We start from the raw sequence: 12,265 nt of genomic DNA on the forward strand, positions 1-12,265 counted from the left end.
AATGTCGCAGGCTGCGCGGAACTGCACCCGCGCCGCCGATGTTACCCCCGTGACACAGGATAGAAAGGACGCCCCGATATGAGCACGTCATTGAAGAAAGAATTCTGGGACCGCGTAGACGACACCCGCATCGGGATGCTGGCCACCGATACCGCCCGCGCCATCCCCATGAGCCACTATGCCGATCACGACGCCAATTGCCTTTGGTTCATCACCGCACGGGACACAGATCTGGCGAAATCCGCCCAGACCGGTGCTGCGGCAGAATATCTGGTGACCAGCAAGGACGAACACCTATACGCCCGGATCGACGGTACCGTTCAGGCTGTGACCGACCCTGCCAAACTGGACGAGTTGTGGAACGCCTTTGCCGCCGCCTGGTTCAAGGACGGACGCAAGGATGACGACGTGCAACTTGTGCGTATGGACCTCAAACAGGCGGAGGTCTGGCTGACCGGCGGCAGCCTGTCCTTCCTCTACGAAATCGCCAAAGCCAATGTGACCAAACAGGTTCCGGATGCGGGCGAACATGGGACCATCCGCTTCTGAACGGCGGACACGCCATCAATCGCAGCAAGGGCGGGCCGTTGTGCCTGCCCTTTTCGCGATGCCATGCTAGGGTGCTGCCGAACACCCGCGGGCTTTGCACCAGACCCGGCCCGATACAGCCACGAACGGATGAATTGATATGAAAATCTATGTGACCAGCATCTTCGTTGACGACCAAGACAAAGCCCAGAAGTTCTACTGCGACAAGCTGGGATTTGAGGTGAAGAACGATATCCCCCTCGGGGCGCACCGCTGGCTCACTCTGGTATCGCCCGACCAGCCCGACGGAACAGAGCTTTTGCTAGAGCCCAGCGATCACCGCGCCGTTGGCCCCTACAAACAGGCGCTGGTGGAAGACGGGATCGCAGCCCATTCCTTTCAGGTTGAGGATCTGGATGCCGAAGTCAAACGGCTGACCGACAGCGGTGTCGTCTTCACCCAAGACCCTATTGATGCCGGCCCCGTCCGCATGGCGGTACTGGATGACACCTGCGGGAACCTCATCCAGTTGATCCAGATGGCGACCCCCGGCGCGGCCTAGCCCTGCTGGAACACCGCCGAGACTTCCGCGCGAATGATCCGTGCGATCAGCGCGCAGTCGTCCAACGAGAATGTCAGCGGGACGCGCATGTCGATGATACTGGCGAGCACCGCATCGCTGGCGGGCAGCGCAGAGGGTTCGGCATAGCGCCATGAATCGTAGCGGCTGGTAAAGCCCACAGGCTCCGCCCCGCCGAACCACTTCAGTTCCACCCCGCGGGCGGCGCAACGGGTCAGCACTGATGCGATGGCCTCGGGGGCCCAGCCAGACAGCAGGAACTGGAACGACGATCCGACAAAACGTTCCACCGCGGGGCGGTCGATGAGGGTCAGGCCGGGTGTGTCGCGCAAGCCGTCCTGAACCACATGATACCGCGCATTCCACCCGTCGATCTGTGCCTCAAGCCGCTTGAGCTGCGGGCGCAGGATCGCCGCGCGCAGGTTATCCATCCGGCCAGAGATATTCGGCGTGTCGTATTTCACCGTCTCGAAGGCTTCGGGCGGCGGCCCCGCCAAATGCCGGTCATAAAGCATATAGGACCCTGAGAGCATGATCGCCCGCGCCGCGAGTGCTGCATCATCGGTGACCAGCAGCCCGCCCTCGCCCGCGTTGACGTGTTTATAGGTCTGGCAGGAATAGCACCCCACCGCCCCATGCCGCCCCGAGGGCACGCCGTTCCAGCTTGCCCCCATGGTATGGGCGCAATCCTCTACCACGGTGACACAGGCGGCATCACAAAGCGCCATCAACCGGTCCATATCGCAGATATGCCCGCGCATATGGCTTAGCAGCAGCACCCGCGCCTGATCCAGCTTGCCGGCCAGATCGTCCAGATCGATCACCAGCCCTTGGGTGACATCGACAAAGACCGGCGTGGCCCCGACCGCGGCAATCGCGCCGGGCACGGGGGCCAGCGTGAAAGCGTTGGACAGCACCCGATCCCCCGGCTTGACGCCAACAGCCCGCAAGGCGGTGGCGATGGCATAGCCGCCCGAGGCCACGGCAAGGCAGTAGTGCGCGCCCACCATCGCGGCGAACTCCTGCTCGAGCAGCGCGGCCTCGGCGGTTTCGCCGGGCGCCGTGTTATAGCGGTGCAGCCGCCCGTGGCGCATCACGGCGACGGCGGCGTCGATGGCTTCCTCGGGGATCGGTTCTTGCTGGGTGAAGCTGCCGGCGAACACCTCTGCCGTGTCAGATACCATGTCAGACAGCACCGATCAGACGGGTGACGATGTCGGGCAGATCGTCATAGTGGTCCAGCAGGGCTTCGGGGCCAAGTGCCGCCATATCATCGCCCGAGGGACCGAAGGAGACCAACACGCAAGGCACCCCCGCCGCGCGCGCCGTCTCGCGGTCGGTATTGGTATCGCCCACAAGCAAGCACAGCGCGGGGTCGCCCCCGGCACGCCGCGCGGTTTCGAACAGATGCTCCGGATCGGGCTTGCGGATCGCCAGCGTATCGGCCCCCACCATCGCGCCAAAGGCATCGCGCACGCCAAGCTTGGTCAGCAGCGTATGCGCCAGCCCCTCGGGTTTGTTGGTGCAGATCGCCACGCGGTAGCCCGCGGCTTTCAATGCCTCCACCGCCTCCATCGCGCCGGGGTAAAGCACGGTATGGGTATCGATCTCGCGGCCATAGGCTTCGAGCAGCATGGGATAGTAGCGGTCGATGGTCTCGGCGTCGTCGGCGCGCCCCAAGCGTTCCATGCCCAACCGCAGCATCGCCCGGCCGCCTTTCAGCGCCGTGCCTGCATCGGTTTTGGCATCCAGCACATCGCCCTCGCCCATGTCGCGGAAACAGGCATTGGCCGCGGCGATCAGGTCTCCGCTGGTGTCCGCGAGCGTCCCGTCGAGGTCGAATACGACTGTTTTCATCGGCATTCCTTTGCTGAATGTGTTGCAGGCGGAAATCTTCTTTGATGACCCCTAGCCTTGCGCAAAATCGCCAACAAGGTAAAGAGAGCAGACATTAAAATTGATTAAAGAGATTATACATGGAAGTTGCACTGATCCTTTTGGCCGCAGGCAAAGGTACCCGTATGCAATCGGATCTGCCCAAGGTTCTGCATGCGGTCGCCCACGCACCATTGTTAGAGCACGCCATGGCATCAGGTGCAGCGCTGTCGCCTGCCCGCACGGTCGTTGTTGCAGGCCACGGGGCAGATCAGGTCCGCGCCGCTGCGCAGGCTTTTGATGACGAAGCACAGGTCGTCGTGCAAGAGGAACAACTGGGTACCGCCCACGCCGTCGGTCAGGCGCGCGAGGCGCTGGCAGGCTTCGACGGCACGGCCATCGTGCTTTATGGCGATACGCCTTTCGTGCAGACCGAAACGCTTGAAAACATGTGCGCAGCGCTTGAGACGAATGATGTCGTCGTGCTGGGCTTTGACGCCGCTGATCCTGCCCGCTATGGCCGTTTGGTGATGCAGGGCGACAGCCTTGACCGCATCGTTGAATACAAAGATGCCACGGATGAAGAGCGCGCTATAACCCTTTGTAATAGCGGCGTTGTCGCGTGCAAATCCGATCTGCTGTTTGACCTGATTGATGCGGTCGGCAACGACAACGCATCGGAAGAATATTACCTCACCGATATCATCGGCATTGCACGGGAACGCGGGCTGAAAGCCACTGCTGTCACCTGTGACGAGGCCGAGACGATGGGCGTGAACTCCCGCGCGGATCTGGCCGCTGCCGACGCCGCGTTCCAGTCGCGCGCCCGTGCAGCCATGCTCGAGGACGGTATCACGCTGATGGCCCCCGAGACGGTCTATTTCGCCCGTGACACCTATATCGGCCGCGACACGGTGATCGAACCCAATGTGGTCTTTGGCCCCGGCGTGACGATTGAATCCGGTGCCACCATCCGCGCGTTCAGCCACCTTGAAGGCTGCCACGTCGCACGCGGCGGGGTCATTGGCCCCTACGCCCGCCTGCGCCCCGGTGCAGAGCTGTCCGAGGATGTGCGCATTGGCAACTTTGTCGAGGTCAAGAACGCGCAGATCGCCGAAGGGGCCAAGGTGAACCACCTGAGCTATATCGGCGACGCGACCATCGGCGCCAAAGCCAATATCGGCGCGGGCACGATCACCTGCAACTATGATGGCGTGATGAAGCACCACACCCATATCGGGGCCAACGCCTTTATCGGGTCGAACACCATGCTGGTGGCCCCCGTGCATATCGGCGACGGAGCCATGACAGGATCGGGGTCGGTCATCACCTCGGATGTGGAGGCTGACGCATTGGCGCTGGCACGTGCACATCAGGTCGAGAAACCGGGCATGGCGCGGAAATTGTTGGAAATGTTAAAGGCCAAGAAGGCCAAACAGCAGAGAGGCAGCTAATCATGTGTGGTATTGTCGGTATCCTTGGCCAACACGAAGTTGCGCCTACCCTTGTCGAAGCCCTGAAACGTCTGGAATATCGCGGCTATGACAGCGCGGGGATTGCGACAATCAACGCGGGCAAGCTGGACCGCCGCCGCGCGGTCGGAAAACTGGTGAACCTGTCGGATCTGCTGGTGCATGAACCGCTCGCCGGGAAGTCGGGCATCGGGCATACCCGTTGGGCGACCCATGGCGCGCCATCGGTCACCAATGCGCACCCGCATCAGGCGGGGCCCGTGGCTGTTGTGCACAATGGCATCATCGAAAACTTCCGCGAGCTGCGCGCCGAACTGTCCAAGGACGGCGTTGAATTCGTGACCGAGACGGACACGGAAACGGTCGTGTTGCTCACCCAGAAATACATGGCCGAAGGGCTGGGCCCTGTAGACGCCGCGACCAAGACCATTGCGCGGCTGCATGGGGCTTTCGCGCTGGCGTTCCTGTTTGACGGTGAAGACGATCTGATGATCGGCGCGCGCAAGGGGGCCCCGCTAGCCGTCGGCTATGGCGACAACGAGATGTATCTGGGCAGCGACGCGATTGCGCTGTCACCCATGACGGACCGTGTGACCTATCTCGAGGAAGGCGACCGCGCCGTGCTGACCCGCACGTCGGTCAAGATCTACGACGCCGATGATGCCCCTGTCGATCGTGTGATCAAGAAGATCAGCCTGGATACCACCCGCATCGACAAGGCCGGCCACAAGCACTTTATGGCGAAAGAGATCGCAGAGCAGCCCGCCGTCATTGGCGAGGCCCTGTCGCGCTACCTCACCGCGGACGGAGAGATCATGCTGCCCGATCCGGGGCTCGATTTCACCAAGATCGACCGTATCACCATGGTCGCCTGCGGCACGGCTTTCTACGCCTGCCTGACCGCGAAATACTGGTTCGAACAGATCGCCCGCATGCCGGTCGAGGTCGATGTCGCGTCGGAATTCCGCTATCGCGAACCGCCCATCTCGGACCGGACCATGGCGCTGTTTGTCAGCCAGTCGGGCGAAACCGCCGACACGCTGGCCGCGCTGCGCTATTGCGCGGGCAAGGCCGATCTCATCACCTCGGTGGTCAATGTGACTGAATCCTCCATCGCACGGGAAAGCAATCTGGCGTTGCCGATCCACGCGGGGGTCGAAGTGGGCGTCGCCTCTACCAAAGCCTTCACCTGCCAGTTGACCGTCTTGTTCCTGATGGTGCTGAAAGCCGCCGTGGACCGTGGCGCGATCACCAAGGAAAAGCTGGCCGATTATGTCTCTGGCCTGCGGTCCATGCCGTCGCTGATCAACACCGCGCTCGAACAAAACGCCGCCCTGCGGGACGAAGCCTACAAGCTTTCCTCGGCCCGTGACGTGTTGTTCCTGGGGCGTGGCGCGATGTTCCCGCTTGCTCTTGAAGGCGCATTAAAACTGAAAGAAATCAGCTACATACACGCCGAAGCTTATGCGTCGGGAGAACTTAAACACGGCCCGATCGCGCTGATCGACGAAAACGTGCCTGTGGTGGTCATGGCCCCCAACGACACGCTTTTCGACAAGACCGTCAGCAACATGCAAGAGGTCATGGCGCGCAAGGGCAAGGTTATCCTGATCTCGGATCGTGCGGGGCTGGATGAAGCCGCCGAAGGCACGTGGGGGCAGATCGAGATGCCACCCGTCGCCGATGCGCTCGCCCCCATCCTCTATGCGATCCCGGCGCAGTTGCTGGCCTATCACACCGCGATTGCCAAAGGCACCGATGTCGACCAACCGCGCAACCTGGCTAAATCGGTGACTGTGGAATGAACCTTGCCCCCTATATGGCGCAGCTGAACGAACTGGCTGATCCCGCCGCTGTCGAGAAGATGCAGGCCTATCACAAGGTGGATCGCCCCTATCTGGGCATCGCCAATCCGCAGATCAACGATCTGACCAAAGCGTGGCGGACCGAGCTGTCGCTGACCGACCGGATCGCGCTGGCCGATGCCCTGTGGCAGACGGATATCTTCGAGGCGCGGGTGGCGGCGGCCAAGCTGCTGACCCAGGCCCGTCTGCGCCCGGATGACGAACCCGCGTGGCAGTTGATCCAAAGCTGGGTACCGGACTTCGACAGCTGGGCCATCGCGGATCATGCCTGCATGGCGGCGCAAAAACGGTTGCTGGCAGACCCTCAACGTCTGGATGTGGTCGAGACCTGGACCCAATCGGGCGAACTCTGGTCGAAGCGGGCGGCGCTTGTCGCGACCCTGCCCTGGACCAAGCAGAACAACCCCAAGCCCGAAGAGCTGGACGCGCGCGAGCGTATCCTTGGGTGGGCAGCGGGGTATCTGCCGGTCAAGAACGGCATCCTGCAAAAGGCCATCGCGTGGTGGGTCCGCGACCTCAGCCGTCATGACCCCGTGCGCGCCGCCGCCTTTATCGAGGACAACCGCGCCACCCTCAAACCCTATGCGATCAAGGAAGCCGCGCGCCATATGCCGGATTTCCCGCTGGAAGCCCCGGTGGCAGCGGACGTGACGGCGGAAGACGAAGCCCCCGCATCAGACAACTGATCCCTACAGAAAACGGGCGTCCAAGGTTCCCCCTCGGACGCCCGTTTTGTATCTTACACCGTCACCGCGTGGCTTAACCGTTGGTGGACACTTCAACCTTGGTCAGATCCGTCAGCGACGCGCCAATCAGACGCAGCGCCGACAACGACATGCGGCTCCCGCCCGAGGCAGGCCCATCCAGCGGGATCAGTTCAACCGTAGAGGATTTGCCCGTCGCGGGGTTCGTCACGCGGCCCTGCATTTCCGATTTCACCAGCGGTGTTTTCATCCACAGCCCCGGCTCTGTCGCGCTACCAAGCGAGGCGACGGTGGTGCCCAGCGATTTGGCCCCTGCCGCAGCAGGTTTTGACGCCTCGGCGCGTTGTTCGGCCGTGGTGGTGTCAAGCGCATCGGCTGTGCGTGCCCCAGCAGGCGGACGGGCAGCCGCGGTGGCGGACGACAGGGACGCCTCTGCACGCGCCTCGGCCTCGGCCGTGGGGGGGGCAGCGTCCGCCCCGCGTTTGCCCAAACCCAAACGATCCGTTACGCCCGCACATCCGGCCAGAGCAACGACAGCGACACCTAGAATAATATAATGTTTCATGGGTTAAATCTAACGCTCCCCCCCTGCCGCTTCAATCTCCTAAATGCTACTTGCCCCGGGATGGGCCGATGTTTACCTATGGGATATGAATGCACCTTTGATTGACCCGTTCGCCCGCGCTATCACCTATTTGCGCGTCTCTGTCACAGACCGCTGTGACTTCCGCTGTGTTTATTGCATGTCCGAGAATATGAATTTCCTCCCCAAGAAGGAACTTCTGACCTTGGAAGAGCTGGATCGGCTGTGCACCAACTTTGTCGACCTGGGTGTGCAAAAGCTGCGCATCACCGGCGGTGAGCCTTTGGTTCGCAAGGGTATCATGACCTTCTTCGACAGCATGACACGCCATCTGGACGCCGGCACGCTGAAAGAGCTGACGCTGACCACCAATGGCAGCCAGTTGGAACGCTATGCCGCCGATCTTTATGCTGCAGGCGTGCGCCGTGTGAATGTCTCGCTTGATACGCTGGACGATCAGAAATTCGCCGACATCACCCGTTGGGGGCGTCTGCCGCAGGTGCTGCGCGGGATCGACGCGGCGCAGAATGCCGGGCTGCGGGTCAAGATCAACGCCGTCGCGCTGAAAGGCTTCAACGAGGCAGAACTGCCGTCGATGACCGCATGGTGTGCGGATCGCGGGATTGATCTGACCTGGATCGAGGTGATGCCCATGGGCGACTTGGGCAACGAGGACCGCTTGGGCCAGTATTGGTCGCTCAAGGATGTGCGCCGCACCTACGAGGAACATTACACCGTCACCGATCTGGCCGAGAATACGGGCGGCCCTGCCCGATATGTCCGGCTGGAAGAGACCGGCCAGAAGATCGGCTTTATCACGCCGCTGTCCCATAATTTCTGCGAAAGTTGCAACCGCGTGCGGATCACATGCACCGGTGAAATCTACATGTGTCTGGGGCAGGAAGATGTGGCCGACCTGCGCGCGCCCTTGCGCAACCACCCCGATGATGACGCACCCTTGAAAGACGCAATTCGCGCGGCGATCAACCTTAAGCCCAAGGGCCACGACTTTGATTATTCACGGCAAAAGCTGGATGGGCAGATGCCCCGCCACATGAGCCACACAGGCGGCTGACGCGACCGTGTCCGCGCCTTTCCTGTACCGCGCCTGGGTTCTTGCCAGCCGCTGCCTGATCCCCTTTGCCGCCAGCGCAGAGGCGCGCAAGCTGAACGCGCAAGACGTGCCCGCCGCCCGCGCGGGAGAGAAACGCGGCATCGCCACACAGCCGCGCCCAAGCGGCGCGCTCGTCTGGGTGCATGCGGCGTCCGTGGGTGAAAGCCTGTCGGTGCTGGCGCTGATCACCCGCATGGGGCACATGCTGCCCGATGCGCATTTCCTGATTACGTCCGGCACCGCGACCTCGGCCAGGCTGGTGGATCAACGTCTGCCGCCGCGCAGCCTGCACCAGTTTGCCCCGCTGGACGCCCCCGGCCCGTTAAAGCGGTTCCTGACCCATTGGCAGCCCGACGCCGCGATATTTGTCGAAAGCGAGATTTGGCCGCAGATGTTGCGACGGACCCACGCGACCGGCGCGCCGATGGCGCTGGTCAATGCGCGCATGTCTGACAAGACGGTCGAGTTCTGGGAGAAATGGCCCCGCACTGCCCGCTACCTGTTCGATGTCTTCACGCTGATCGTGACGCAGAATGACGCGATGGCGCGCAATATGATCCGCATGCATGCCCCCGCCGATCGTGTGTCGCCGGGCGTGAACCTGAAATCCATGGCCGGCCCGCTGCCCGTCGATGCACAGGCGTTGGCGTCTGCGCGCACAGCGCTTGGCGGGCGGGCGGTCTGGGTCGCCTCCTCCACCCACGAAGGCGAGGAACGCAGCGTGCTGGACGCACATAAGAAGCTGCTGCGCGAGATTCCCGATCTGTGTCTCATCCTTGCCCCCCGCCACCCCGAACGCGGCGACGCGGTAGAGGCGCTGGTTCAGGATGCGGGGCTGACTGTGCAGCGTCGCAGCCGTGGGGACGCCCCCGGGGGTCAGGTCTATCTGGCCGACACGCTGGGAGAATTGGGCCTCTGGTACAGCCTGTCCGATGTCGTGTTTCTGGGCGGATCTCTGCTGCCCATTGGCGGGCATAACCCGTTCGAGGTGGCGCAATCGGGTGCTGCGGTGCTGTCGGGCAACCATGTTGCGGCCTTTGCGGAAACCTATGCCCAGCTTGAGGCTGAAGGCGCTGCGCGGATCGTGGCGGATGGCGATGATCTGGCCACCCGCGTTGCCGCGCTCTTGACCAAACCGGACGAGCTGGCGACGATGACCGCTGCCGCTGCCCGCTTCATCGCGGCACAGGATGACCAGCTTGATGCCATTGCCAGCCGTCTGATCACCACATTGAAGTTGGATACCCCATGACGCACCCCCTTGCCCGCACCGATGTGATCGCGCCGAATTTCAAACGCAGGCTCAGCGGCGTCACGGCCACTGTGATGCGGCTGGTGCCGGTGCAATCGCGCGATATCTCTATCGCGGCAACGGGCCCCGTTGTGCCTGATGATGTGCCGCAGGTGCCGTTGGCCTCGCTTGTGACCATGTCGCGCCGCGGGCCGTCACCGTCGGGCTGGCGGGTCTGGCACGCGCGGCGCAACGTCGAGATGCTGGGCGGGCTGGCGCTGCGCTATCTGCTGGGCAAGCGGCTCAAGCTGATGTTCACCTCGGCCAGCCAGCGTGAACAGACCGGCCTGACGCGCTGGCTGATCCGGCGGATGGATGCCGTTGTGGCGACCTCGGACCGGACCAACGCCTATCTGGAAAACCCCGGCCATGTGATCATGCACGGGATCGACACCGAGGGCTTTGCCCCCTCGCCCGACCGCGCCGCCCTACGCGCCGAGCTTAAGCTGCCAGTGAACGCGACGCTGGTGGGTTGCTATGGCCGTATCCGCGCCCAAAAGGGCACCGATGCCTTTGTCGAGGCGATGCTGCCGATCCTGCGGGACAACCCCGATGTCGTCGCCCTTGTGATGGGACGCGCGACCGAGAAATACGAGAGCTTCGAGAAGGGCCTGAAAGACCGCGCCCGCGCCGAAGGGCTGTCGGACCGGATGCTGTTCCTGCCAGAGGTGCCTGTGGGCGATATGGCGGATTTCTACCGCGTGCTGGACCTTTACGTCGCCCCCCAACGGTGGGAGGGATTCGGCCTCACTCCGATCGAGGCGATGGCCTGCGGTGTACCCGTGGTCGCGACCCGTGTGGGGGCCTTTGAAAAGCTGGTGGTGCAAGGTACGACGGGCCTACTGGTGGACCCCGATGACATTCCAGCGCTTGAGGTCGCGACGCGCGATGCTCTGTCCGACCGGACCCGTCTGGCCGCATGGGCAGAGGCCGGGCGCAGCTATGTGATGTCGGATTTCTCTATCGCGCGCGAAGCGGCGGCGCTGGTCAAAATCTATCGCAAGCTGCTGGCGGCATAGGGCGCGGGTTTCCCCCCGCCCTATGCCTGTGTGATCAGCCGATGGGCATGCGTTGTTCGGCGATCCCCGCCCACCAGCTGCAGCCCGCGGGAATGATATCGTCGTTAAAGTTATACATCGGGTGGTGCACCATCGCAGTGTCGCCATTACCGACCAGAATATAAGCACCGGGGCGCTCTTCGAGCATAAAGGCGAAATCCTCGCCCCCCATGACCAAAGGTGCTTCGTCGCATTGCCCCGAGATGCCGCGCGCGACATCCGCCGCGAATTCAGTCTGTTCGTCGTGGTTCACCATCACCGGATAGTTGCGCACGTATTTGACCTTTGCAGTCGCGCCAAAGGTCGCCGCGATGCCTTCACAAATCTCTGTCACGCGCTTTTCAGCCAGATCGCGCAGGTCATTGGACAGGGTGCGCACGGTACCCAGCAGATTCACCCGCTGCGGGATCACGTTGAACGCCTTGGACGAGGATTCGATCGAGGTGATCGAGACAACGATATTGCCCACGGGGTCCGCGTTCCGGCTCACGATGGTTTGCAGCGCGGTGATGATATGTGCGGTGACCACACCGGTATCGATGGTCTCGTGTGGTTTGGCCGCGTGGCCGCCCAGACCCTCGACTTCGATTTCCAGCAGGTCGGTGGCTGCAAAGAACGGGCCGGGGCGGATGCCGAATTGTCCGGCGGGAATGCCGGGCCAGTTGTGCATGCCATAGACTTCCTGAATGCCCCAGCGTTCCATCATGCCGTCCTTGCACATCTCGCGCCCGCCGCCGCCGCCTTCTTCGGCAGGCTGAAAGATCACCACAACAGTCCCGTCGAAATTCCGTGTCTCGGCCAGATACTGCGCCGCGCCCAATAGCATCGCCGTGTGGCCGTCGTGGCCGCAGGCATGCATCGCATTGGGCGTCTTGGAGGCATAGTCCAGCCCCGTCTGTTCGTGGATCGGCAGCGCGTCCATATCGGCACGCAGCCCGATGACCTTGCCCGAGGTGGTAGCATTGCCCTTGATCACGCCGACAACACCGGTACGCCCGATGCCTTCGACAACTTCGTCACAGCCGAAAGCGCGCAGTTTCTCGGCCACGGTGGCAGAGGTGCGATGCGTCTCGAACAGGATCTCGGGGTGTTCATGCAAATCACGTCGCCATGCGGTGATGTCGGTGTGCAATTCGGCAAATCGGTTCTTAACGGGCATTTTTCGAAGTCCTTGAAGTCTGTGAAAAAAGGGAAC

General features: G+C 62.5%; 12 protein-coding genes. 8 read left to right on the top strand and 4 right to left on the bottom strand.

Features of this window, described 5'->3' with window-relative positions; translation table 11 throughout:
* Window positions 1–78: 78 nt before the first annotated feature.
* Complete coding sequence (locus ACNQ62_RS09470; RefSeq protein ID WP_005854017.1) at window positions 79–549, top strand: pyridoxamine 5'-phosphate oxidase family protein; 471 nt, start codon at window positions 79–81, stop codon at window positions 547–549.
* A 139-nt stretch (window positions 550–688) separates the two neighbouring features.
* Window positions 689–1,090, top strand: coding sequence for a VOC family protein (locus tag ACNQ62_RS09475; RefSeq protein WP_418094762.1), 402 nt, complete (start codon window positions 689–691; stop codon window positions 1,088–1,090).
* On the opposite strand, the gene ACNQ62_RS09480 is transcribed toward ACNQ62_RS09475, so the two are convergent.
* Together ACNQ62_RS09480 and ACNQ62_RS09485 are read right to left on the bottom strand one after the other, a co-directional pair.
* A complete protein-coding gene (locus tag ACNQ62_RS09480; RefSeq protein WP_418094763.1) occupies window positions 1,087–2,292 on the bottom strand; it encodes a DegT/DnrJ/EryC1/StrS family aminotransferase in 1,206 nt (401 codons plus the stop codon). The two genes, ACNQ62_RS09475 and ACNQ62_RS09480, sit on opposite strands and share 4 nt — an antisense overlap.
* Before the next feature lies 1 nt (window position 2,293).
* On the bottom strand, window positions 2,294–2,965 hold the full coding sequence (locus ACNQ62_RS09485) for an HAD-IA family hydrolase (protein ID WP_005854024.1): 672 nt from the start codon (window positions 2,963–2,965) through the stop codon (window positions 2,294–2,296).
* Between the two features lie 119 nt (window positions 2,966–3,084).
* Here ACNQ62_RS09485 and glmU point away from each other — a divergent pair, with 119 nt between their 5' ends.
* From glmU to ACNQ62_RS09500, 3 genes are read left to right on the top strand one after another with little or no spacing between them, the layout of a single operon-like run.
* A complete protein-coding gene (glmU, locus tag ACNQ62_RS09490; RefSeq protein WP_005854026.1) occupies window positions 3,085–4,437 on the top strand; it encodes a bifunctional UDP-N-acetylglucosamine diphosphorylase/glucosamine-1-phosphate N-acetyltransferase GlmU in 1,353 nt (450 codons plus the stop codon).
* A 2-nt stretch (window positions 4,438–4,439) separates the two neighbouring features.
* On the top strand, window positions 4,440–6,260 hold the full coding sequence (gene glmS, locus ACNQ62_RS09495; RefSeq protein WP_418094764.1) for a glutamine--fructose-6-phosphate transaminase (isomerizing): 1,821 nt from the start codon (window positions 4,440–4,442) through the stop codon (window positions 6,258–6,260).
* The gene (locus ACNQ62_RS09500; RefSeq protein WP_340263086.1) at window positions 6,257–7,006 is read left to right on the top strand and encodes a DNA alkylation repair protein; all 750 of its coding nucleotides are present in this window, start codon (window positions 6,257–6,259) and stop codon (window positions 7,004–7,006) included. Before glmS ends, ACNQ62_RS09500 begins: the two co-directional genes overlap by 4 nt.
* A 73-nt stretch (window positions 7,007–7,079) precedes the next feature.
* Here the strand turns inward: ACNQ62_RS09500 and ACNQ62_RS09505 are convergent, their stop codons facing one another.
* The gene (locus ACNQ62_RS09505; protein ID WP_037944481.1) at window positions 7,080–7,589 is read right to left on the bottom strand and encodes a hypothetical protein; all 510 of its coding nucleotides are present in this window, start codon (window positions 7,587–7,589) and stop codon (window positions 7,080–7,082) included.
* 85 nt (window positions 7,590–7,674) lie between these two features.
* Here ACNQ62_RS09505 and moaA point away from each other — a divergent pair, with 85 nt between their 5' ends.
* From moaA to ACNQ62_RS09520, 3 genes are read left to right on the top strand one after another with little or no spacing between them, the layout of a single operon-like run.
* Window positions 7,675–8,682 carry a GTP 3',8-cyclase MoaA gene (gene moaA, locus ACNQ62_RS09510; RefSeq protein ID WP_005854034.1) on the top strand — a complete coding sequence of 336 codons (1,008 nt, stop codon included), beginning with the start codon at window positions 7,675–7,677 and terminating at the stop codon, window positions 8,680–8,682.
* A 7-nt stretch (window positions 8,683–8,689) separates the two neighbouring features.
* On the top strand, window positions 8,690–9,973 hold the full coding sequence (locus ACNQ62_RS09515; RefSeq protein WP_418094765.1) for a 3-deoxy-D-manno-octulosonic acid transferase: 1,284 nt from the start codon (window positions 8,690–8,692) through the stop codon (window positions 9,971–9,973).
* Window positions 9,970–11,031 (top strand): glycosyltransferase family 4 protein, encoded by a 1,062-nt coding sequence (locus ACNQ62_RS09520; protein WP_418094766.1) that lies wholly within the window; start codon window positions 9,970–9,972, stop codon window positions 11,029–11,031. Before ACNQ62_RS09515 ends, ACNQ62_RS09520 begins: the two co-directional genes overlap by 4 nt.
* Before the next feature lie 34 nt (window positions 11,032–11,065).
* On the opposite strand, the gene ACNQ62_RS09525 is transcribed toward ACNQ62_RS09520, so the two are convergent.
* Window positions 11,066–12,229: a M20 aminoacylase family protein gene (locus tag ACNQ62_RS09525; RefSeq protein ID WP_168592755.1), complete on the bottom strand. Its 1,164-nt coding sequence runs from the start codon at window positions 12,227–12,229 to the stop codon at window positions 11,066–11,068.
* Between the last annotated feature and the right edge of the window lie 36 nt (window positions 12,230–12,265).

The sequence above is a fragment of the Sulfitobacter sp. SBS6 genome, assembly GCF_048285585.1.
GTDB lineage: Bacteria > Pseudomonadota > Alphaproteobacteria > Rhodobacterales > Rhodobacteraceae > Sulfitobacter > Sulfitobacter pontiacus.